At 58.6% G+C, this 21283-nt stretch carries 23 protein-coding genes and 1 pseudogene; 5 read left to right on the forward strand and 19 right to left on the reverse strand.

Features of this window, described 5'->3' with window-relative positions:
- Positions 1 to 62: 62 nt before the first annotated feature.
- Positions 63 to 860 (reverse strand): undecaprenyl-diphosphate phosphatase, encoded by a 798-nt coding sequence (gene bacA, locus ACP26L_RS33295; RefSeq protein WP_426449883.1) that lies wholly within the window; start codon positions 858 to 860, stop codon positions 63 to 65.
- Between the two features lie 268 nt (positions 861 to 1128).
- Positions 1129 to 2076, reverse strand: coding sequence for a magnesium/cobalt transporter CorA (gene corA, locus ACP26L_RS33300; protein ID WP_426449884.1), 948 nt, complete (start codon positions 2074 to 2076; stop codon positions 1129 to 1131).
- A gap of 173 nt (positions 2077 to 2249) precedes the next feature.
- Here corA and ACP26L_RS33305 point away from each other — a divergent pair, with 173 nt between their 5' ends.
- Positions 2250 to 2585, forward strand: a complete 336-nt coding sequence (locus ACP26L_RS33305; RefSeq protein ID WP_426449885.1) for a L,D-transpeptidase — start codon at positions 2250 to 2252, stop codon at positions 2583 to 2585.
- Between the two features lie 79 nt (positions 2586 to 2664).
- On the opposite strand, the gene ACP26L_RS33310 is transcribed toward ACP26L_RS33305, so the two are convergent.
- The 5 genes from ACP26L_RS33310 to ACP26L_RS33330 all read right to left on the reverse strand — a co-directional run bounded on the left by ACP26L_RS33310 (position 2665) and on the right by ACP26L_RS33330 (position 6572).
- Complete coding sequence (locus ACP26L_RS33310; protein WP_426449886.1) at positions 2665 to 3330, reverse strand: TetR/AcrR family transcriptional regulator; 666 nt, start codon at positions 3328 to 3330, stop codon at positions 2665 to 2667.
- A 206-nt stretch (positions 3331 to 3536) separates the two neighbouring features.
- Positions 3537 to 4829: a group II intron reverse transcriptase/maturase gene (ltrA, locus tag ACP26L_RS33315; protein ID WP_426449887.1), complete on the reverse strand. Its 1293-nt coding sequence runs from the start codon at positions 4827 to 4829 to the stop codon at positions 3537 to 3539.
- A gap of 586 nt (positions 4830 to 5415) precedes the next feature.
- Positions 5416 to 5697, reverse strand: a complete 282-nt coding sequence (locus tag ACP26L_RS33320) for a DUF1294 domain-containing protein (protein ID WP_426449888.1) — start codon at positions 5695 to 5697, stop codon at positions 5416 to 5418.
- Positions 5698 to 5721: 24 nt separating this feature from the next.
- On the reverse strand, positions 5722 to 6129 hold the full coding sequence (locus ACP26L_RS33325; RefSeq protein ID WP_426449889.1) for a hypothetical protein: 408 nt from the start codon (positions 6127 to 6129) through the stop codon (positions 5722 to 5724).
- 239 nt (positions 6130 to 6368) lie between these two features.
- A complete protein-coding gene (locus tag ACP26L_RS33330) occupies positions 6369 to 6572 on the reverse strand; it encodes a hypothetical protein (RefSeq protein ID WP_426449890.1) in 204 nt (67 codons plus the stop codon).
- 221 nt (positions 6573 to 6793) lie between these two features.
- Between ACP26L_RS33330 and ACP26L_RS33335 the strand changes: the two genes are divergently transcribed.
- Together ACP26L_RS33335 and ACP26L_RS33340 are read left to right on the forward strand one after the other, a co-directional pair.
- Entirely contained in the window at positions 6794 to 7795 is a 1002-nt protein-coding gene (locus ACP26L_RS33335) for a YihY/virulence factor BrkB family protein (RefSeq protein ID WP_426449891.1), read from the forward strand.
- A gap of 287 nt (positions 7796 to 8082) precedes the next feature.
- Positions 8083 to 8724, forward strand: coding sequence for a GGDEF domain-containing protein (locus ACP26L_RS33340; protein WP_426449892.1), 642 nt, complete (start codon positions 8083 to 8085; stop codon positions 8722 to 8724).
- A 142-nt stretch (positions 8725 to 8866) separates the two neighbouring features.
- Here ACP26L_RS33340 and ACP26L_RS33345 read toward each other — a convergent pair whose 3' ends face one another.
- Both ACP26L_RS33345 and ACP26L_RS33350 read right to left on the reverse strand, forming a co-directional pair.
- A complete protein-coding gene (locus ACP26L_RS33345; protein WP_426449893.1) occupies positions 8867 to 10306 on the reverse strand; it encodes a sensor histidine kinase in 1440 nt (479 codons plus the stop codon).
- Positions 10296 to 10970, reverse strand: a complete 675-nt coding sequence (locus ACP26L_RS33350; RefSeq protein WP_426449894.1) for a response regulator transcription factor — start codon at positions 10968 to 10970, stop codon at positions 10296 to 10298. Before ACP26L_RS33350 ends, ACP26L_RS33345 begins: the two co-directional genes overlap by 11 nt.
- Positions 10971 to 11144: 174 nt before the next feature.
- On the opposite strand from ACP26L_RS33350, the gene ACP26L_RS33355 reads away from it, so the two are divergent.
- Positions 11145 to 11906 (forward strand): hypothetical protein, encoded by a 762-nt coding sequence (locus ACP26L_RS33355; protein WP_426449895.1) that lies wholly within the window; start codon positions 11145 to 11147, stop codon positions 11904 to 11906.
- Between the two features lie 253 nt (positions 11907 to 12159).
- Here the strand turns inward: ACP26L_RS33355 and ACP26L_RS33360 are convergent, their stop codons facing one another.
- The 7 genes and pseudogenes from ACP26L_RS33360 to ACP26L_RS33390 form a co-directional block, all read right to left on the reverse strand.
- Positions 12160 to 12615, reverse strand: coding sequence for a PepSY-associated TM helix domain-containing protein (locus ACP26L_RS33360; RefSeq protein WP_426449896.1), 456 nt, complete (start codon positions 12613 to 12615; stop codon positions 12160 to 12162).
- Between the two features lie 158 nt (positions 12616 to 12773).
- Entirely contained in the window at positions 12774 to 13436 is a 663-nt protein-coding gene (locus tag ACP26L_RS33365) for a PspA/IM30 family protein (RefSeq protein ID WP_426449897.1), read from the reverse strand.
- Position 13437: 1 nt separating this feature from the next.
- Entirely contained in the window at positions 13438 to 13848 is a 411-nt protein-coding gene (locus ACP26L_RS33370) for a hypothetical protein (RefSeq protein ID WP_426449898.1), read from the reverse strand.
- A gap of 191 nt (positions 13849 to 14039) precedes the next feature.
- Positions 14040 to 14429, reverse strand: a pseudogene (locus tag ACP26L_RS33375) (discoidin domain-containing protein); the annotation flags it as partial.
- Positions 14430 to 14453: 24 nt separating this feature from the next.
- Entirely contained in the window at positions 14454 to 15878 is a 1425-nt protein-coding gene (locus ACP26L_RS33380; RefSeq protein WP_426449899.1) for an aldehyde dehydrogenase family protein, read from the reverse strand.
- 6 nt (positions 15879 to 15884) lie between these two features.
- Positions 15885 to 16229, reverse strand: coding sequence for a hypothetical protein (locus tag ACP26L_RS33385; protein ID WP_426449900.1), 345 nt, complete (start codon positions 16227 to 16229; stop codon positions 15885 to 15887).
- Between the two features lie 154 nt (positions 16230 to 16383).
- Positions 16384 to 16833, reverse strand: coding sequence for a DUF441 domain-containing protein (locus ACP26L_RS33390; protein WP_426449901.1), 450 nt, complete (start codon positions 16831 to 16833; stop codon positions 16384 to 16386).
- Between the two features lie 490 nt (positions 16834 to 17323).
- Between ACP26L_RS33390 and ACP26L_RS33395 the strand changes: the two genes are divergently transcribed.
- Complete coding sequence (locus ACP26L_RS33395) at positions 17324 to 19036, forward strand: sensor histidine kinase (protein WP_426449902.1); 1713 nt, start codon at positions 17324 to 17326, stop codon at positions 19034 to 19036.
- A 139-nt stretch (positions 19037 to 19175) separates the two neighbouring features.
- Here the strand turns inward: ACP26L_RS33395 and ACP26L_RS33400 are convergent, their stop codons facing one another.
- From ACP26L_RS33400 to ACP26L_RS33410, 3 genes are all read right to left on the reverse strand, one after another.
- On the reverse strand, positions 19176 to 19586 hold the full coding sequence (locus tag ACP26L_RS33400; protein ID WP_426455195.1) for a VOC family protein: 411 nt from the start codon (positions 19584 to 19586) through the stop codon (positions 19176 to 19178).
- Between the two features lie 23 nt (positions 19587 to 19609).
- Positions 19610 to 20116, reverse strand: a complete 507-nt coding sequence (locus ACP26L_RS33405; RefSeq protein WP_426449903.1) for a GyrI-like domain-containing protein — start codon at positions 20114 to 20116, stop codon at positions 19610 to 19612.
- A 230-nt stretch (positions 20117 to 20346) separates the two neighbouring features.
- Positions 20347 to 21279, reverse strand: a complete 933-nt coding sequence (locus ACP26L_RS33410) for a DMT family transporter (RefSeq protein ID WP_426449904.1) — start codon at positions 21277 to 21279, stop codon at positions 20347 to 20349.
- Positions 21280 to 21283 lie beyond the last annotated feature (4 nt).

The raw sequence follows: 21283 nt of genomic DNA on the forward strand, positions 1-21283 counted from the left end.
CAAAACACCGCAGGCGGCCAGCTGCCCTGCGGTGTTTGTTCATGTTATGCAGACCTATAGCATTACAGATACAGAATAATAAAGAAGATGGCGGCAAGGGCGAAGCGGTAGTAGGCGAAATAGCTCAGTTTCAGCTTCTTGATGGCGTTAAGGAAGGTGACGATCGCCAGCATCCCGACGATGAAGGAAGCGGCCAGACCGATCAGGAACAGGGGAAGGTCAGCCATGGTGAGAAATTCGCGGCTCTTGTAGAGATCGTATCCCGATGCGGCGAACATCATCGGCACGGATACGATGAACGTAAACTCGGCTGCCGCCTTCTGGCTCGTGCCGAGCAGCATCCCGCCGGACATGGTGGAACCGGAGCGGGAGAAGCCGGGCCAGAGGGCCAGACACTGGAACAGGCCTATGCCGAGCGCCTGCTTGTATGTAATGTCATCCATCGTTTCGGAGGTCACGCGCACCCGCGCTTTCTCCGCCACAATCATAAGCACCCCGCCGGCCACGAGGCTGTATAGCACCGGGTTCGGTCCGAACAGGAAGGCCTTGATCTGGTCCCGGAACAAAAGCCCGATAACCACGGCGGGAATCATCGCCAAAGCCACATGCACCACGTTAATGCCGGGACGCTTCATGAAGCCGGGCCGGACATCCAGGAAGCCGAGGAACCGGCGCCAATACAGCACCAATACCGCAAGTACGGCCCCCAGCTGGACTACGACCTCGAACGTCTTGGCTCTGTCGCCCTCGAAGCCGAGCAGGTGCGCGGTCAGAATCATGTGGCCGGTGGATGAGACCGGCAGAAATTCGGTCAAGCCCTCCACGATGCCCATAATGATCGCATTCAAAATGTCACTCAACTGCTGCACTCTCCCATCCTATGTTCTCTATTTATCTATCCTCTCTCTCCGGCCCAAGACGGGCGCGGGAAAGAGACGCCCGGCCGTCAGGCCGCTGCAGCGTCTCCTAGATTATAGCGTATTTGGGCACGGGCTTGGAAGCTTACTTTGGACAGGGGGCCCTTCTCAAAGTCTGCTTGCCCACGAAAGCCGCACACGGGAGCTGCCCGCCCCCGCCTTACCGGCCTATGACAGCCCGGGCCCGGGAGCTTGTATGCCGGCTTCGCCGCTACTCGAACCAGCCCTTGCGGCGAAACCATAGATACATGCCGAAGCCCAGGCCGAACATCACCCCGAGAACCGCATAATATCCGCCCTCCCAGGAAAGCTCCGGCATATGCTCGAAGTTCATGCCGTAGATGCCGGCGATGAAAGTAAGCGGCATGAAAATGGTCGTGATGACCGTCAGCGTCTTCATGATCGTGTTCATCCGGTTGGCGTTCACCGAAATATAGTGGTCCCGCATGTCGGCCGTAACCTCGCGGTTCGAATCGATCATCTCCGAGAGCTTCAACAGGTGATCATACACGTCGGTAAAATAGTACATCTGCTCCCTGATCCCATCGATCCGGTCGGAGTTGATCACCCGGTACAGCAGATCGCGCATCGGCACGATGGTCCGGCGCAGCTTCAAAAGGCGGGAGCGGATCTCGAAGACTTCGTCCATGAGCATCTGCGTGGAGCGTTTGCGCGGCCTGGTTTCGATCCCGAGCAGCTGATCCTCCAACTCGTGAACGGCCGGGAAGTACTGGTCGACGAGTTTATCCATGACCGAGTAAGCAGCGTAGAGATGCCCCTTCTTCCAGTTGTCCTTCCGCTGGATCCGTGCCCAGGCCTCGTCCAGCTCCTTCAGCGCATCCTTATGGTAGGTGACGATGAAATTCGGCCCGATGAACATATCGACCTCCCGGGCAGCCAGCTTCAGCGGGTCCAGGGAGTGCATGATCATGAAATGCACGTCCTCGTAATGATCGAGCTTCGGACGCTGCAGCAGATAGAAGCAGTCCTCCACCGCAAGCGGGTGAAAGTGAAAATGCCGGTCGAGCAGCATCGCTTCCTCCTCGGTCGGCCCGTTGAAGTCGGCCCAATACCAGAGCAGCCCCGGACTTCCGATCTCCTGCAGGGAGATCGACGGCAGAAACTGCCGGTTGGTCGTTACAGCGCAGATGCGCAGCATGCGGAATCACCCGATTTCTGAATGTCATAAGGTTCGCGGAAGGATAAGAGGATTAGCCCTCCGCCCTCCCTGCCCGTGCAGGCTGCCCTGCAGCCAGGGGGAAGATCAGGTGCGTGCAGCGCCCTCTCTGCATAGGATACTGCAGGACCAAACGAAGAGGAAGTGAGCCGTTCATGGCCTACCGGATTATCGTGGACCTGTCGGACCGCAAGCTGCATCTGCTCGAGGGCAATATTGTCCGTAATACGTATCCTATCGCGGTCGGGGCCATGCTGACACAGTCACCCGAGGGGGAATACACGATCATCAATAAGGTTCCGCAGCCCGGCGGCCCTTACGGAAGCTATTGGATGGGTCTCTCCAAGCCGCATTACGGCATACACGGGACGAACAACCCTTCCTCCATCGGCAAGGCGGTCTCACACGGATGCGTCCGGATGTTCAACTGGGACGTGAACGCCCTGGCGGCGAAGGTGCCGCTCGGCACGCGCGTAACCATCCGCCGGTAGCTGCGTCTGCCCATGGCCGCCAAGGCACATCAGGGCAGCCCCCTTGAAGCTCCGGACGGGGTCCGGCACGCAGCCCGTGTTATCCTGCATTCTCTCCGGTACGGCGCACCATGCCGTGCAGCAGAATATCCACGATCAGGGCGGCCCGCTCCAGGGCCGCCTGTTCCCGTTGGCCGTCCAGGCCCTCTCCGGTCTTATCCTTATCCAGATCCGTACTCAGCATCGAGCGGCTGATGCTAAGGAGCAGGAATGCCGACGAGAAGGGATCGGCTCCGCCCTCCTCCAGTCCCCTAAGCCGCCCCTCCCGCTGCCCTTCCCCGAAGAGGGAGGCGAGCGGCCCGACGAAACCCTGCCGGAACCACTCATGCACGGCGGCCCGCGAAGCCTCATCCAATTCATGGCGCATATCATGGAACATGATGTTCATATTCGGCGGCGCATGAAGCAGCAGATAGGCCGCGGCCCGGCGAAGCCGCTGCTCCAGCGGCTCTTCGCGCTGGCGGATGCGTTCGAGAGCCTGCCCGTTCTTCGCGAGAATCTCGCGGATGACCTCCAGGTAGAGCTCCTGCTTATCGGCAAAATGATGATACAGGGCCGGCTGGGTCAGGCCGCAGGCCTCAGCGATCACCCGGGTCGACACCGCCCGGTACCCAAGCTCCATGAACAGCCGGTGGGCTGTCGCGACAATCTTTTTCCGTGTCTCCAGCAGATCCTCCGGAGCCAAATCCTTGCGTCTGCGGGCCATCCGTATCCCTCCGGTTCTCTGCTATGCTTTTACGTTGAAATATAACGTCGCGTGGAACCCCTGTCAAGAAACCGCGGCAGAGCTCTGCCTTCCGGGGAGAACATTCTAGAGTAAAGGGCAGAAAATTTCTGCCCCTCCTCATCAAACCGTACGTGAGGTTTTCCCTCATACGGCTTTCCGATGTTCGTCATTCATGTGCATGCAGATCACAAAAGCGCTTTAAGTCCATATTGCCTGGTCAGAAACCTTACTTCTTGAAGCGAACTCCCCCACCTCGCACGTTGCCTCTTCTTGGCATACCATCTCGTAAACCTTTGCAAAATGTACCAGTCCAGTTTGGCCAGCTTTAATTGGCTGTAGGCTGTGTAGTAGTAATTCCTCCACCCCTGAATCTTTGGATTCAGCCACCGCACATGTTCGGCGAATGACTTGTGTCTCATCTTCGGCGGTGCGAGACGTTCTTTAACAACCTCCCGGATACGTTCTTCCGCTTTCCGGGTTAACCACTGCTGGGTTGTGTAGTACACCTTCCCTTGGGAAGTTTCCGCTTTTGTTTTGCGATGGTGCATGCCGAGAAAGTCAAACCCTTCTTCTCCTGTCCATAACCCGACAAGGCGCGTCTTGATGGGATGCAGGGTAAGATCGAGCCGTTCCATAATCGTCTGGATCAGTTGGTAGGCTCGTTCTGCTTCTTTCCTTGTTTTGCACACTACTACCAGATCATCGGCATATCGTGTGAGTTCCCCCAGTCCGCTCCCATGTCGTTCCCACAGGATGTCGAAGTAGTTCAGATAGATGTTCGCCAAAAGGGGAGAGATGACTCCGCCCTGCGGCGTTCCCAGATCCGTGCGTCGAATCATTCCTTCCTCCATGACACCCGCGTTCAGCCACTTTCTTACCAGCTTCAAGAGGCGCCTGTCACTAATTCGCATTTCCATCAGCTTCATCAACTTCTCTTGATTGATGTTATCGAAGTAAGCTTGGATGTCGACGTCGACCACCCAATTCCCTTTACGGTTGCATGCTTTTCGGATACGATCCAGCGCCTGCTTGGCGCTTCGCTTCGGCCTGAATCCAAACGAAGCTTCCTGGAAATCCGCTTCAAAGATCGGTTCTATGACCAGTTTCGCTGCCATCTGTACGACGCGGTCTCGGATGGTGGGGATACCCAGCGGCCTTTGCTTTCCATCTTTCTTCGGAATGTAGCGCCGTCTTACCGGCTGCGGATGGTACTTGCCTTCTTTAAGGATTCGTTGACATTCGTGCAAAAAGACGTTCTCTCCTTGTTCCTCTATGTCCGCCAGTGTCTCTCCGTCGATTCCAGCCGATCCTTTATTGGCTCGTACTCTCCTCCATGCCTCCCTCAGAATATCCATCCGATACACCTTGTCATAGAGCGCATGGAATCTACGCTTCTTATTCTCCTTGGCCGCATGACCTAGTTTCTCTTGGAGTTGTTGAACGTTTTCCTTTGGTGTCGTTAGCCGCTTGGCATTCACTGACTCGTACCTCCTTAAGAAACATGAACAAAGCAGAGCCCCTTCCCTCCCGCAGATTGTGTTGTCCTGCGTTCCCCGGTAGTATGAGCCCCTCGGACTCCCTTCCTGCAGACTGCTCATTTCGCCGTGCATGCTTATAGAGAGTCTCTTTACGGGTTCAAAAAAAAAAAATTCCCGTGCAGGGGAGGGTCTCCCCAGTTCACTGCATCCTCTTTCATGTCATGCCGCTCCCTATACGCCGGAAGATTCTTCGCTGCAGCTCCAAGTTCCATACAGCTTCCTTGGCCTTCGTCCTTATAGGCGAGACTCGGCTTCCTCTTTTCCCTCTTGCGAGGCCTTTTTGACGACGCGGCAGGATTCACTTCATGTTACGGCCTGACATGTTGCTCGCGCTGTCTCTGACAGCACTTCCGTCGATACGCTTTTACGTACAGATTTCGCCATACGCAAGTATCCAAGCTACGCGGGGGCTTGGCCCCTCCCGCGACCGGACTTTCACCGGCTAGAAGATGCGTGCTTAGCTGGGCACGCCCTATATTGAAAAAAGCGCCCGCACGCGCGGACGCTCTCTGTCGTATCCTCCTGTTCAGCCTCCGACCCGGACCAGATCGAAGACATACAGCCCGGCCAGCACCTGAACCGCCAGGATCACCGGAATGCCCACTACGAAGCTCCGGTGCTGGGTCTTGTGCCGGAACGCGCGCATGGCGATCCATACGCCGAGCGCTCCGCCTGCCGCCGCGATCAGGAACAGCCGCTTCTCCGGCACCCTCCGCCGTCCGCCCCTGCGGGCGCGCGACTTGTCGCTTCCCATCAGCCCGAAGCCGATCAGATTGATGACGGCGAGATAGGCGAACACCACGATCACTCCCGCTCCACCTCCAAGCCCGAATTACGAAATCTTGCCGATCTTCACCGCGGAATTGAAATACCGCAAAAAATCAATGAGGCCCTTCATCTTCATCATGTAGTCCTCGAACGATCCGCCGCGCGCCGCCATCGCCTGCTCCAGCTCCCAGGCATGCTTGTAGAGCTTCTCGAGCACCGCCTCCTCGGTTGTCGGCTTATGCAGATCCGTCCCGTGGGAGAGCTCGAACTCTTCAATCACCTGGCCGAGATAATAGGGAAAAATGTTGATCGTGTTCCCCGGATTCGGAGAGGGCTCAATATACGCCAGCCCGGTATATTCGTAGGGAACGATCAGCAGATTCGTCACCATATCCGGCAGCTTCACCGTATAGGCGAGGCCTTGGTGCAGCGGAGTCAGGTTCGGGTAGTTGTTGAACTCCCCGCGCTTCATCCGTTGAAAAAAACTTTCTAAGAACATCTGTTGTCACCCCGTTCTATGCTGCCGATTTCCTTTGTTCCTGCCTCTTATCCTATCATGTTTGGCCTATGTCAGAAAGCGCAGTCAGGGTTCCCCCTGATCCAGGCCGATTCCGCCGCCCTAGTCTATATATCGGCCGGTTCCTCCGGTTCCTGAAGCGGTCCCCGTACGTAACCGCAGAGATCCGGGCTTCGCGCGCTCCCCTGCCGCCCTTAGAACTCGGAGAGCATCCGGTCGAGCCGGTCGTTGAACTCCTCCTTGGTGATCATCTCCACCCATTCGGCGCGGCTGTGGTGCCTCTCGGCATAACGGCGAAGGTCCATGGCCTCCGCCAGATCATTCTCCATCAGAACACTTCGTATATGAATGTCATCGTTCGTGTGGACGATCAGAATGTATTCGGATTCGATCTGCATAAGTCTGCTCTGCCTCCCTGCTTGGCTTAAGCTCCACCGGAGCCAAGAGGTGATTAACCGTACAAGGGGGCGCTGAACCGGGGCTTGGAGTGGAAAATCATTCCGAGGGGCTTCCTTACCCCGAAGCGCTCGGTAGCCTCCCCCCTTTTGATTCAGGGCTTATCCGCCACGGGTAAATACTTGGTAACTTGAACTAGGCCACCTGAGAGGAGGAACCTCCGATGAAAGCCGTACATAAAGGCCGCAAGCCCAGTCAGGGTACATTCAGCGGCTATTCCCATAACGGCGAGCACCGGCAAGCCCCCGGAACCGAAGCCGGCAAGCCCGTCCACAAGATGAAGCTCCGTCTTTTCGCCGAGAGTCTGTACTGCCGGTTCCAGGACGATGAAGTCCCGGCCATGGGTGCGCAGCTCACCTATTATCTCATCCTGTCCTTCTTCCCGTTCCTGATTTTCCTGATCGCCGTCCTCAGCTTCACGGACCTGACCGCAAAGGATGCCATCGACAGCATCTCTCAGGTGCTGCCGGACCTCTCGACCCAGACGATCCGGGATGCCTTCTCCGAGATCCAGAAGTCCCAGAGCGGCTCCCTGCTCTCGATCGGTCTCTTGGCCACGCTCTGGTCGGCCTCCAATGGGGTCAGCGCCGTCATCAAATCGCTGAATAAGGCGTATGACGCCGAAGAAGACCGTCCCTTCTGGAAAGTAAAGCTGATCTCGATCGCCTTCACTTTGGTGCTCGCCGTCGTCATTGTCTTCGCCTTCGTCATGCTGGTGTTCGGCCGGCTGATCGGCGAGACGATCTACAAGTTCGTGCACCTGCCCGGCTCCTTCGACGTGATCTGGGGCATCGCCCAGTACGCCATTCCGCTCGTGACGATGATCGTGGTCTTCATGCTCCTGTACAGCTACGTGCCGAATCTGCGGCTGACCTTCAAGGAGGTGCTGCCGGGCGCGGTCTTCGCCACCTTCGGCTGGGTCGTCACCTCGCTTCTCTTCTCCTTCTACGTCAATAACTTCGGAAATTATACGAAGACATACGGAAGTATCGGCGGCATCATCGTGCTGCTCACCTGGCTCTACTTGTCGAGCATTATCATCATCCTCGGCGGCGAGATCAATGCCACACTGCACTTCGACCGCAACGGAAAGCAAAAGGCGGCCTGCAAGAAATTCGCGCTGTCCCTGCCCCTCGGCAAGAAGAAGGACAAGATGTCTTCCTGATTCGGCGGCTCTGATTCCAAACCGGCTCCCGCTTCTGTGGGGAAAGCCGGTTTTTGACGTGACCCGGTGAGGCACCTTGCAGCAGCAAACGACGCGCCTGCCTCCAATTCCCAGACGATGGCTGAGCCAAGGGGGCATACGGGGTGGAAGATTGGAGCATATGTAAGAGGTGGACAAGAATCCGAACCCTTTGGCTGCATAATCATTGGCCGCAAAAGCCCTTCTCATGCTACAATAGACTCACCATTAATCATAGGACTTAAGAACTAACCCAAAGGGTGATTGCCTTGAACTACTTCGGCCGACTGACGGTAACCGGTATTGTTCTCCTTGTCCATACTTCTTACATCCTCTACTACTATCACAGGGACAGTACGGTGGACCCCGCCGACCTCCTCGGTTACCCTTTGTTCGTGCTTCTGTCCTGGTGGGCCGGACTCCAATATGACCGGGCCAAATATTACAGTGAGAAGGATACCTTGACCGAGCTTTACAACCGCCGGTTCGTCACCGATTCCTTCGGCCGGCTGTCCGCCTTGGCGGACCGCAACGGTGTGAAGCTCTATGTGCTCGTCCTCGACTGCGATAATTTCAAGGAAATTAACGACAAATACAGCCACCAAACCGGGGACAGGGTGCTCCATGCCATCAGCGGAATGCTCGTCCGCCACACGCGGCAGAGCGACATCGCCGCCCGCTGGGGAGGCGATGAGTTCGTCATCGTCGGCCAGCATAAGGACGATGAAGGGCTGCAGGCCATGCTCCGCCGGCTGGAAGCCGAGTGTGCCCGGCTGTCGGAAGAGCTCAGCCTGCCTGTTGCCGTTTCCGTCGGGGCGGCTTTGTACCCGGATGATTCCCGAGACCTCTTCGAGCTGATGCAAGCCGCAGACCGCCGGATGTACCAGGCCAAGGTGGCTAAGAAGGGGTGAGCCGGAGCTGTGCTGCCGAGGGATGCCGAGGTCCCATACACAAACCAAATAGCCGGCCCGTACGCTTACGACGTACGGGCCGGCTGTTGGTGCAGGCGGTTCCCGGGAGCACGGCTTCGAAGCCCTGCTCCCGCTGGAGACGTCAGCCCTCCCTGCCGGCGGGCAGCCGCACAGTGAAGACACTGCCTCTGCCGGGTTCACTTTGGGCCATAATCGAGCCGCCATGCGCATCCACGATCCATTTGGCAATGGCGAGCCCCAGGCCGTGTCCTCCCTGCTGCCGATTCCTGGCCTTGTCGGCCCGGTAGAAGCGGTCGAAGATGCGGTCCCGGTCCTCAGGCGCAATGCCGATGCCGGTATCCTGCACCTCCAGAACCAGCCGGCGGGCCGCATCGCCGCCCTCCGCCCGCAGGTTCAGGTGCACCTCTCCGCCCTCCGGCGTGTACTTTACCGCGTTGTCGAGCAGGATGTAGAGCAGCTGCTTCAGCCGCTCGGCGTCGCCCACGGCCTGCAGGGGGCCGGCGAAGGAAGCCTCCAGCCGGACCCCCTTGGCGGCAGCAAGCCCCTGCATGGACTCCGCGGCGCTCCGGGCATACGGCTCAAGATCGAAGGGCTCGCGCTGCAGCCGGTACTCCGGCATGTCGGAGCGGGCCAGCGTGAGCAGGTCGCCGACCAGCCGGCTCATCCGCTTCACCTCTTCCTTCATGCCGGAGAGCAGCTTGCGGGAGAAGGGATCGGTCTCCTCCGTCTGCTCCATCTCCAGCGCGTCGATGGAGGACAGCATGACGCTGAGCGGCGTCCGCAGCTCATGGGAGGCATCCGCGACGAACTCCCGCTGCTTCGTGTAAGAGGCCTGGATCGGAACCATGGCCCGCCGGGACATCCGGTGGCTGATGTACAGGGCGATCCCGAAGAAGAACAGGCCCAGGCCCGCCAGCAGGTATCTCAGCCAGGAGAACAGCTCATAGTGATACGAGACATTCTTGCCGATGTAGAGCGTGCCGAGCAGCTGACCATCCGTCTGGATCGGCCGCTCCGCGACCAGAAGCCGGAACTCCAGCGGCTGGTTCTGGTCCATGCCGCGCTTATAGCCCCTCGGCGGGCGGCGGCCCTCCCCGGCCATGCGGTCCCCGGAGTATCGAAGCAACTCCTGATGCATGCCGGTGAAGCCGCTGCGGCCCGCATTCACCAGCGAGAGCAGCTCCGGACGCATGCGGCGGTCGGCTTCCTGCCCGTACAGCAGCTCACCCGACGGGCTGACAATGTAATGGAACAGCTGGTCTTCCGCACCGGACAGCACTCCCTCACTCTCGAGGGTGCGGGGATCAAGCCGCCCATGGTCCCCGAGATACCGGGCAATCGCCTGCAGCTCCTGATCCGCCAGGGCACTGGTCTCCTGCTCTTGGTCCTTCCAGATCATGTAGTGGAGAATCGAATAAAAAATGAGAATGAATACGATCAGGAACAGCATGAGCACGCCGCTGTAGACGAGCGTCAGCCGGCGCTGGGTGCGCCCGAACATATCCTCTCCCCGGAATCGTGCCATCCGTTCTTTCCAGCTAGTCTTCCATCTAGTCTTCAAGCTTGTATCCCACCCCGCGTACGCTCTGCACCAGCTCTTGGCCGCCGAGCGGCTCCAGCTTCTTGCGCAGCAGCTTCACTGTGGCGTCGACGGTCTTCGCCGACACCTCCGCATCATATCCCCAGATCCGGTCGAGGAGCACTTCCCTCGACAGCACCTGTCCTTTGTTGCACGCCAGAATATCCAGCAGCTGGAATTCCCGGGGCGTCAGCTGGATCGTCTCTTCCCCCAGCTGCACCGTACAGCCTGTCCGGTTCAGCAGAATGCCGCCGATCTTCACGGTCTCTTCCTTCAGCGGCGCGTAATTGCGCCGGGAGAGCGCACGCAGCCGGGCCAGCAGCTCGTCGATTTCGAACGGCTTCACGAGGTAGTCGTCCGCTCCCGCATCCAGGCCCTCGATCCGATCCTGCAGCGCATCCTTGGCCGTCAGCATAAGCACCGCTCCCGTGTAACCCGAGCGGCGCAGCCGGCGGCACGCCTCCACCCCGTCCCCGCCTGGCATCATCCAATCGAGGATGAGTATATCGTAATGGGCGGCCACCGCGTAATCGTAGGCGTCGCCGCCCGTCATCACCCAGTCCACGCGGTAGCCCGCCTTCTTCTTCAGCATATGCGCGACGAGTTCACCGAGCCGGTCATCGTCCTCCGCAAGCAGTATGTTCATCGTCCCGATTCCCTCCTTTTCCGTACTCCTTCAGCTTAGTCCCGCCGGGTGAAATTCAGGTGAAAGCCCGAGCGCTTTTCACCGTTTTTCACTGTTGCTCCTTATACTAAATCATGGGCCGCCCGGATGCCAGAGCGAAGGCAGGCCCGACACTTACCTTGGAGGGATTTCTTGATGAAAAAGAAAGCACTGCCCCTGACGCTCGCTCTCGCCTTGATGGCGATTGCCGGAACGGCTTACGCCCAGTCCACCGCTACTACGACAGGCACGGATACGTCCGCCGCTGCCCAGACAGCTCAGTCAGCTTCGAAGGACCGCATCGGCGGCCTCAAAGGCAAGGGCGGCTTCGGCCATGGAGCTTCCCTGGATAACACCGAGCTGCTCACTCTGCTCGGGTTGGATGCTCAGGGCCTGAGAACCGAGCTGCAGTCCGGCAAATCGCTGTCGGACATCGCCGCGGCCAAAGGCGTCTCCGACCAGACGCTGACCGACCTGCTCGTGAAGCAGGAGAGCGCGCGTCTCGACCAGGCCGTCACGGACGGCAAGCTGACGCAGGCCCAAGCTGACGAGCGCAAGGCGCAGCTGAGCACCCAGGTCGCGGAGCGGATCAAGCAGCAGGGCACGACGGGCTTCGGTAAAGGCCACGGAGGCAAAGGAGGACGCGGAGGCTTCCACGGCATGAGCGAGGCCGCCGGCGTGCTCGGCATGACCGAGCAGGAAGTACTCGACGGCCTGAAGGCCGGCAAGTCGCTCAGCGAGATCGCCGCCGAGAAAGGCGTGGACAAGCAGAAGCTGATCGACGCCCTGCTCCAGAAGGAAAAGGAGCGGATCAAGACCTTCATCGATCAGAAGCATACCGCACCAGCCGGCAGTCCTTCCACAGGGACATCCTCCGGAACTTCGACGGGTACCTCTGCGGGTGCAGCAACCACCTAAGACAGCAGAAGTCACGACATCCATACAACGTATGGAAACCGATACGGCCTGTCCGGCAGCATTGCCGGGCGGGCTTTTTCTGTGGGGGCTGCACAGCCCCCATCTATGAGAAGTACACCCGGCTCCTCCGCAGGCAGTAACGAAAAGGCAAGAAGCGGAGGAGCCTCTGGCCCTCCGCTTCTTGCTTTCATGTCAACCTGTGGTCTTGGTCCACTATCTGGAGCAAGGTCCAGCGTACCTTGCTGTACTCTGTTCAGACCACTTCCGGACCGTGTCCCCCCTGCCGGCGCTTACGCGACCTGCTTTGGGCACGAAGGGTCTGAATCGAGAGCGCGATTCCCGTCACCGTGAGGATAATCATCGCCACAGCCGTCACATCGACCAGCCAGCGCAGATTCGTGCTGCCGACTCTCCCCTCGTGCAGCTGGTGCATGATCCCCATAAGACTGCTGTAGCCCTGCTCGCCTCCGCGCTGGAAGGCCGGCGGCGTGCTTTGGCCGCCTCCGGTCCCTTCTGCAGCAGCTGTACCCGTGTTTCCTGCTGCCGCGGCCGAAACGGCTGCCGGAGCCGCAGCAGGCCTGCCGCCGGTGCGGGTTTCCCCACCGATCATCCACGGCTCGGCCAGGAAGAGTCCCGTAACCGATTCCATCAGAATAAAGACCGAGCAGATCAGCCCGATCCACAGGTGCAGCTGTCTGTATTTACGCATAAGGAATTCCTTCTTTCTTCCATCAGAGTATATAAAGCGCAGGTATGTAAAGCGCAGCCTCATATATACTTCATCGTTTGTCCGGCGCGCCGAATCTATTCATGGAGAAAAACCGGCGATGAATCTCTTCTTCGCCGGCCTTGCACCTGCAGCTGATCTTACCCCCGCGCGCGGGCAGCCTTCAGCTTCTTCAGTTCCTCCTGCACATCCGCCTGCAGTCCTGCGTTCACCGGAGCGCCTCCGCCAAACACGCCCTGCACGTGGCGGGCTGCAGCAGCCTGCGCCTCACTGCGCCAGATACCGGCTTCGATCCGGGCCAGTCCTCCCGTGATCTTGTTCGTATCGAAGGAGCGCAGCGCGGCATTCGCACTCTGGATCGCCTGGGCGGCATTCGCACGCGAAGTGAGGAAGAGCAGCTTGTCCTGCAGTACCGCATGCAGGTCCTTGAGCTTCTTCAGCTCTTCGTTCAGCACCGCCGTCTGGCCGGCAAGCAGCTCCTTCTGGTCCAGGTACGTCTGAAGGCGCTGCTGCTGCACGAGCTTCTCCTGCAGAGCCAGAGCCGCCATATGATCCTCGCCCTGGTCGACCGCGAGCTCCGCCTGACGCGTACGCTTCGCCACCGCTTTCTGTGCTTCGGCAATCAGCCCTTCCACCTGGCGCTCGGCCACGAGCTGGTTCGCGTAAGCCTGCTGGGCCTGGGTGGCCGCTTCTTCCACCTCACGAATGTACTGCTTCACCATGCTGATTGGATTCTCGAGCCCGTCGAGAAAATCGTTCACGTCCGCCACCGCAATGTTCTTGATTCTTCCGAAGATCCCCATGTTATTTGTCCTCCTTGCGAGTAATTTGTTGTTGTTCCCATTGATCGAGCACGGTTCCTGCATCCGGCTGTCTTATCTCTGCATAAGACGTGTACGCTGTCATGGAGCTGCCTACGGGAGCAGCTCCAGCCGACTTCGTCCGGCGGTTCCGGTAACGGATGAACGCCCAGCCGGCGAGGCCGACGAAAGCGATCAGCAGCAGCACCTCGGCCCAGATGGGCAGATGCCCCATGGAATGGAATCCACCGCGCGGGCGGCTGCCCCATGCCTGCACGGCCATCTCCCGGTGGCGTCCGCCTCCGGCCATTCCTCTCGCTCCGGGACCATGGAAGATCAGCTTCTGCAGCAGCTCCCAGCCCAGGATGGCGACACCTGCCGTCACAATCCAGCTTCCTACTTTTTTCTTCTTCATACGGTTCACCTCTCCTCAGATTCTTGCGTTATGTGTGAATGAGTGACTGGGTTATTTCCTACAAGAAGAAGCTTATCGCAGTACGGTGAAATTCCGGTGAAAGAGAAAGGAAATCGAATCCAATCCCCAAAAAAGAACAACCGCCCCTCGGAAGGGACGGTTCTTCGTAAGTGATCTGCTCCCCCCTTGACTTAAGGTCCGAGCAGCTTCACCTCATATAATGTCGGGGTGTACCAGTTATTCGGGTTGTTCCACAGCACCGCGTTCACCAGAGCAATCCGCACATAGCGGGCATTGAAATTCACCGCATCCGTCGTAAAGCCGTACGTCTTGTTCGATGTCCGGTCGATCGTCGTGTAATTCGTCCCGTCCGTGCTGTACTCTATCTTGTACTGGTGGTAGGCCTCGGAGCCCTTATACATGAACCAGGAGATATCGACCTCGCGGATCGTCTTCACGGCACCCAGATCCACCTGCCAGCTCGACGGCCAAGCAGCCGCTGCCGCCTTCCACTCGCTCTGGTAATTGCCGTCATTCTCGCGTGATGCCCCGAAGCCTGATGCGGCTGAGGCCGCTGCAGCCGCTGCCCAAGCCGAGCCATCCCGCTACAGCTTGATCGAGATAAACTTGAGCTCGGTCAGCTCTTCGACCGCGTACTTGATGCCCTCGCGGCCAAACCCGCTTTCTTTGACGCCGCCATACGGCATATTGTCGACCCGGAACGTCGGGATGTCGTTGATGATCACGCCGCCGACTTCCAGCTCCTCCGCCGCCCGCATTGCGGTATGGATGTTCGCCGAGTAGATCCCCGCCTGCAGCCCATACCGTGAGCGATTGACGGCGGCGATCGCTTCGGATACGTCCGCGAAGGAGGAGAGCGTAACGACCGGGCCGAACACCTCCTGGCACGAGACGGACGACGCCTCGGCTGCGTTCGCGAGCACCGTTGGCGGGAAAACCGCCGGCGAGACAGCCCGGCCTCCCGTGAGGACGACCGCCCCTTCAGACACCGCCGCATCGACCCAGGACGCTATGCGCTCGACTTCCTTGCCGGCGATCAGCGCCGAGATATCGGTCGTCTCCTCGAGCGGGTCGCCCACGACAAGCTTCTCGGCAGCCTCGACGAAGCGGCGGGCGAATTCCTCATACCGGCTCTCGTGCACATAGATCCGCTGGATCGAGATGCACACCTGGCCGTTGTAGGAGAATGCGCCGAGCACGCACCGGTCGATGAACGCCTGCGTGATCTCGACCGTATCATCGATGATCACGGCTGCATTCGACCCGAGCTCCAGCGTCACCCGCTTCAGGCCGGCCTTGTTCTTCATGGCGATGCCGACCTCCGGGCTGCCTGTGAAGGTGATCGCCGCAATGCGGCTGTCTTGCACCAGCTTCTCGCCGACCACCGAGCCCTTGCCCGGGATCACGTTCAGCGCGCCCGCCGGCAGGCCGGCTTCGTGCAGGATGCCGGCGAGTGCCAGGGCGCTCAGCGGCGTCTGCCCGGCGGGCTTCAGCACGATCGTGTTGCCGGCGGCAATCGCCGGGCCGACCTTGTGCGCGACGAGGTTGAACGGGAAGTTGAACGGGGTGATCGCCCCCACCACCCCGACCGGACGGCGCACCGTGAAGGCGAGGCGCCCTTCCCCGCCCGGGGCCGCGTCCACCGGCACGGTCTCGCCGTGAATCCGCTTCGCCTCTTCCGCGGCGAACTTGTACGTCTGCACGGTGCGGCCGATCTCCGCCCGTCCGGCCTTCAGCGGCTTCGAGGCCTCCTGGGCCAGCAGCCGTGCGAGCTCCTCCGCCCGCTGCTCCATGAGCAAGGCGGCCTTCTCCAGAATGCAGGCCCGCTCGTGCGCAGGCAGCGACCGCATCACGCTGCCGGCCGCCTGGGCCGCGGCGATGGCTTCTTCCACGTCGGCCTCGTCGGCCTGGCCGACCTCCGCGAGCAGTTCGCCGGTATGAGGCGAACGCAGTTCCGTATAAGAGCGGGCTTCCTTCCACTGCCCGCCGATCCATAAATGTTGTTTCATGCTCTATCAGACTCCTATCGTAGGCTGGATAGCCATCAGTCTTCGAAGCATGCCTCCCGGAATGGAGAGGCCTTCCTCGAGCTGCTCCCCGGTAATGCCGAGCGGCGTCAGGCAGTACAGCACATTGCCGTATACGCTGGCCGTGAGTACAATGGCCCCTTCGGCGCAGCAGGCCTTCGTCACCGCAGCCGCCAGCTCCTTCGCGGGAGCGCCGGTTACCGGGCCTGGCGAACAGATGCCGGGCCGCGGGCAGAACTCGCAGACGCCCTGCACGAAGGACTTCGCGGGACGATGCCCCCCCTCGCCCTGCCCCGGCCCCATGCTGACCGCGGCCCGTTCTTCCGGGGCCACTTCACTTCAGTGTACAGGAAGTCCCCGAATGGTTTCAAACAGAACGCTGCGCCCGGAAGAACGGATGTCCGTGCGCGGCTGGTAACCCGGCGTCTCCGGCGTCGCCCGTACAAAAAACAGACCTAACCCGATGATCACGCGGTTAGGTCTGTTTTCATTTGGCCACCAGGAGCGACAGAATGCCCGCCGCAATCAGCGGCCCCACCGGCACGCCCTTGAAGAAGGCCACACCCAGGATCGTTCCGATCACGAGGCTGGTAACAAGCGCCGGAGAACTGGACATGAGGTGGGCGCCCCGTCCGCCCAAGTAGGCTACCAGGACGCCCACGCCTATGGCGGCGATGGATTTCCAGTGCAGGAAGGACTGATAGAGCTCCTTGGCGCTGATCGTCCCGCTCGCCAGGGGAGTGAGAATGCCGATCGTCAGGATGATGATGCCCAGCGAGAGCCCGTTCTTCTCTATCCACGGGAACGCCTGATGCAGACCCAGGGTCCGGATGAGCAGAAGCACGACGGCGGCAATGGTTATCGACTGGTTCCGGCTGACGACGCCGAGCAGCGCCAGCAGAATCAGCAGAAGTGACGGCATATCGAGCTGCGGCAAACGGCCACGCCTCCTTCTCACAGTTCAAATGGGAGCCCCATTTGCATTATAGAGCTTGCGGCGCCCCATTTCCAGGCGGGCGGACGCCATCTCTGCAGCAGCCGGTTATACACTCGCCTCCAGCCTGCGACGCAGTTCGTTTTTGACAGCGACCTTTATGCGAAGCATAACGGAGCGCAAATACGAATCTGCGAGCTCTTCCTGTTTTTATCTCTGCCGGCGATGCAGTTCGTTTTTGACAGCGACCTTTATGCGAAGCATAACGGAGCGCAAATACGAATCTGCAGGCTCCTCCTGTTTTTATCTTGCCTGCGACGCAGTTCGTTTTGGTCAGCGACCTTTATGCGAAGCATAACGGAGCGCAAAAACGAATCTACGAGCTTTATCTACCGCGTTTTTGTCGAAATATGCTATAATATAAGGAACTTTGCCTATAATCGGGGTGGCCGCCGTGTTAAAAGCGGAATGGTTTAACAAATCGAAATTTATCGTGATTTTCGTGGTAATCTTTTTCTCTACCATTCTCTTAAATAACTTCGTTTTCTATGAAGTCACGCAGGAAAGACTGGAAGATACGTTCCAGAAAGAGTCCGAGATGATCGCGGTCGATTTGACCGATTCCATCTCTCAATATCATCTGTCCGTACGTTACGTAGAGGATCTTATCGGGCAGGAGCTTCGGATCGCCGCCATGACCATTCAACGCTCGCTTGATCCGAATTTCGAGAACGTTACCAATGAGCAGCTCGCGGCCCTGAGCCAAGAGCTCGGCATCTCCCACATCACCCTGTTCCAGCGCAAGGAGAAGGACATTGTGGGGGTACGCTCATCCGATCCCAAGGAGATCGGCATCAGTGCCAAGAAGTGGGGCTTCTGGTACACGGCGATGAAGCAGCTGTTCGAGCTTCAGCCCGTATCCATACCGGAGGGCCAGAAGCTCAAGAATTACTGGGCGGGCCCGCTGGAATATTCAGCATCCAACCCAGGCTCGATCGACAAGTGGGGCTATTATTATGACGGCTCCACGAATTACATGATCAACCCTTACGTGCACGACCGCCAGATCCGGGAATTCCAGAACCTGGTCGGGTACGAAGAAATCGTACAGCGTACGCTCAAAAAGGACAGCACCATCCTTGAGATTACCGGCTTCAATCCGAAGCTCTTCGGAGAGAAGGCACCGGAGTTCAAGCGCAATGACGGTTCGAAGTTCGTATCTCTCAGCAACCGGGACATTTATTTTGGAACCTATATGTTCCCGGAGTCCCGGGATGTGGCCAGTGTGCGGCAGTCCATCGCGGAGAACCGGACGATAACCTACAGCGGGGTGAGCGCCGGCCGTAAGGTCATCAAGAGCTTTATCCCCGTGCCCACCGGCAGGGACATGGGCGGACAGGAGTTTCCTTACGTCATTGGCGTCGTGTCCGATTATCAGTCGATTCAGTCGCACCTCGACAAGCAGGCCCGCAACGCGGTCTATCTGATCATCCTGGCTACGCTGATGGCGCTGATCATTATTTATCTCTATGTGATCTATATGCGCCGGGCGAAGGAATCGGCGGTCCAGCTCACGCAGGACCAATATATCGAGGATATTTCGAAGATGTTCACCACCGTACGGGGACAGCGGCATGACTTTCTGAATCATGTTCAGACCATCCATACCATGGTTCAGCTTGGCAAATACGAGGAAGTTAAGAAGTATACGAAGCAGTTCGTCCAGGAGATTGTGGAGATCAGCGATCTCATCCAGATTGATCATCCGGTCATCGCCTCCCAGGTGCAGGCCAAGGTAGCCGCATCCATCTCGCGGAAGATCCGGTTCCAGCATGATTTTCAGCATCTCTGCAAACTGCCGCTCAATGCCCTGAAGTCCGTCGATATGGTGAAGGTTATCGGCAATCTTGTCGATAATGCGTTTGATGAAGTGGAGAAGCTGGCCGTTGAAGAAAGGGAAGTGCTGCTGACCGGATGGGTGGACAGCGGTGATTTCCATATCAAGGTGAAAAATCCGTGCCATCAACCGCCATCCGCAGAGGAGATCGAGCAATTGTTCAAGCCTGGATTCTCGACCAAGGAGGGCGAGCATCATGGCCTCGGGCTGTCGATTGTCAAAGGGATCGTCGAAGGGTATAAGGGAAGCATTAAGGTTGAGGTGCAAGAACGCAGTATTGAGTTCCATGTCCGGATTCCGGGGCAATAATCAATTAAACTTCACAGAAAAGGGAAGTGCTCTTCGGGGCACTTCCCTTTTTTTCAAATATAAGAATTTATATCTCATCAGGGTTCGGTCCTGCCATCTTATATTTCTTATAATCGGCTTCAGCCCTATTCCCTTCAGTCTAAGGCTGCTGCCAGGCTTGGAATTTGTTGCCGTCCGGGTCCTTGAATGTCAGCTGCTTCCCGCAGCTCCCTTCATCCCGGATGCCTTCTTCCACCCATGTACCGGCCGCCAGGAGGGAAGCGTGCAGCCCCTCGATATCTTCGGTCTCGAAGCAGAGCGGGAACATCTCATACGCCTGCCCGCTCTCCGCCCAGCCGGCGGTCTCGAATGTCATGGCCGTACCTTCACTGCACGGCAGCAGGAAGAGCCACTGCCCATCCCCCAGCACCAGAATCGCTCCCCTGCCCGGCTCCAGCGGCGAACGCAGCGTAAGGCCCAATACCTCTTCATACCAAGCTGCCGACACAGCCACATCCCGCACCGGAATGTACGCACATTCCACCTTCTTCAGCAGCGCTTTCTTGGTCATTGTGCTCAACTCGCTTCCCCCTCTCACAGCTTCGCCAAAGCGACGTATAGATCGATCTCATTGTCCTCTTGGTCCGGGCGGTAGCGGTCATCCCACACCTCGAAGTCGAAGCAGTCCGGGCGCCTCCCGTTCTTCTGCATCCACTGTCCATAAATCGCATCATACGTCTTTCCCAGTTCGGACTCCGGGCCTTGGTGGGTCGCTTTCACATACTCCCTTGGCGGCAGGGTATGGACCGTCATCCCCTCCGGCGGCTCCGTCCCTTCAGGGACAAGGCAGCCGATGATCTGGCGGAACGCGTCCACCTGTGCATGAAAGCCGGGCTTAAGCGGATAGATTTGAACAAGGTGGAGATGGGGGGATTGCTTCTCCGGCAGCTCCTCTCTGCGAGACAGCATCGTTTCGTAGGCCTTCCGGCCGAGAAGCTCTTCACTGATCTGTTTCAGATTCGCTTCAATCGAAATACCGGCGACGGTCATTGATGGAAGTGCAATCACAATGGGCGAAACGGGATGGGCGGTCGATTCCAAGCCAATTCCTCCTTTTAGTATAGGGATCATACGTTCCCTATTCTTATTCGATTCGGCTTGCAATTATCCTTCCACTTTAGGGAATTTTTAGATGAAGGGGACCCCGCGCCCTATCCCGTACAACGAAAAAAGGCCTTCTTCCACGGAAGAAGACCGTCCTGCCGTCCCATGCACCACTCCGCTGCCGCTGCTGATCCTTATCCTCATTTGGGCAGAACACCGTAGCCGGTCTATAAGGAGACGGGCTTCTGCTGTCCCTCTCCTGATACTTCCGCCCTTTTCCGGCGTGAGATGGATAGAATGCCGGCAAGCACAAACAAGATCCCGACGACATGGTACCAATGAATCGGTTCGTGCAGCGCGGCATAGGAGAGGACAACGGCACTCACCGGCATCAGCCCCGAGAAGGCGGCGGACGACCCTGCCGGGATCTGCACCATGGCCTGATTCAGCAGCAGAACCGCGATTACCGTAACCACCACTCCGGTATACACGAGCAGTCCCCAGGTGAGAGGCGCTGCCGCCATGATCTCGAACTGGGCCGCCTGCACCAGGGAGACCGACAGGAATAAGACGCAGCCGATCGTGCTGGTAAGCGCCGCCGATGCCAGCGGGCTTAGGTCCGCCGACAGGAGCTTACCGAACGTCATGAATACTGCTTCCCCGATCACCGCGCCAAAGATCAGCAGGTTCCCCCATAGCGAGAGGCTCCACTCCGAGCCCGATAGAATCCCGAAGACGTTAATCACCAGAGCTCCCGCCAAGGCCAGCGCGATACCGGTGAGCTGGTGGGCTGCTAATTTTTCCTTAAAAAAGAGAAAAGAGATGAGCCCGATCACCGCCGGCGTGGTGCTTGTAATAATGCCGCTCTCCACGGCGCTGGTAAACTTCAGCCCGTACAGCAGGCAGAAGCTGAACAGGAACACCCCGACGAAGGACTGAATGAATACGATCAGAAAATCCCTCCGCGACAGCCGGGGAAAGGCGCGCTCCTTATACCACAGCATCGCGTTCAAGACCAGCGCCCCGATGAACAGCCGGATCCCCGAAGCGAGGAAGATGGGAACCGAGGCGCTCAGCACTTTGTTGACCACGACGAAACTGCCGATGATGCACATGCCCAGCGCCAATTTGATATAGGGGTTAACACGATATGCCGTCATGGAT

Source organism: Paenibacillus sp. S-38, assembly GCF_049942825.1.
Taxonomy (GTDB): domain Bacteria; phylum Bacillota; class Bacilli; order Paenibacillales; family NBRC-103111; genus Paenibacillus_G.

What these genes read in the sequence shown, in the direction of transcription:
- corA (WP_426449884.1), bottom strand. Translation starts at nt 2,076, where the DNA reads ATGCTGCGCATCTGCGCTGTAACGACCAACCGGCAGTTTCTGCCGTCG.
- ACP26L_RS33305 (WP_426449885.1), top strand. Translation starts at nt 2,250, where the DNA reads ATGGCCTACCGGATTATCGTGGACCTGTCGGACCGCAAGCTGCATCTG.
- ACP26L_RS33310 (WP_426449886.1), bottom strand. Translation starts at nt 3,330, where the DNA reads ATGGCCCGCAGACGCAAGGATTTGGCTCCGGAGGATCTGCTGGAGACA.
- ACP26L_RS33325 (WP_426449889.1), bottom strand. Translation starts at nt 6,129, where the DNA reads ATGAAGCGCGGGGAGTTCAACAACTACCCGAACCTGACTCCGCTGCAC.
- ACP26L_RS33330 (WP_426449890.1), bottom strand. Translation starts at nt 6,572, where the DNA reads ATGCAGATCGAATCCGAATACATTCTGATCGTCCACACGAACGATGAC.
- ACP26L_RS33335 (WP_426449891.1), top strand. Translation starts at nt 6,794, where the DNA reads ATGAAAGCCGTACATAAAGGCCGCAAGCCCAGTCAGGGTACATTCAGC.
- ACP26L_RS33350 (WP_426449894.1), bottom strand. Translation starts at nt 10,970, where the DNA reads ATGAACATACTGCTTGCGGAGGACGATGACCGGCTCGGTGAACTCGTC.
- ACP26L_RS33355 (WP_426449895.1), top strand. Translation starts at nt 11,145, where the DNA reads ATGAAAAAGAAAGCACTGCCCCTGACGCTCGCTCTCGCCTTGATGGCG.
- ACP26L_RS33360 (WP_426449896.1), bottom strand. Translation starts at nt 12,615, where the DNA reads ATGCGTAAATACAGACAGCTGCACCTGTGGATCGGGCTGATCTGCTCG.
- ACP26L_RS33365 (WP_426449897.1), bottom strand. Translation starts at nt 13,436, where the DNA reads ATGGGGATCTTCGGAAGAATCAAGAACATTGCGGTGGCGGACGTGAAC.
- ACP26L_RS33370 (WP_426449898.1), bottom strand. Translation starts at nt 13,848, where the DNA reads ATGAAGAAGAAAAAAGTAGGAAGCTGGATTGTGACGGCAGGTGTCGCC.
- ACP26L_RS33380 (WP_426449899.1), bottom strand. Translation starts at nt 15,878, where the DNA reads ATGAAACAACATTTATGGATCGGCGGGCAGTGGAAGGAAGCCCGCTCT.
- ACP26L_RS33400 (WP_426455195.1), bottom strand. Translation starts at nt 19,586, where the DNA reads ATGACCAAGAAAGCGCTGCTGAAGAAGGTGGAATGTGCGTACATTCCG.
- ACP26L_RS33410 (WP_426449904.1), bottom strand. Translation starts at nt 21,279, where the DNA reads ATGACGGCATATCGTGTTAACCCCTATATCAAATTGGCGCTGGGCATG.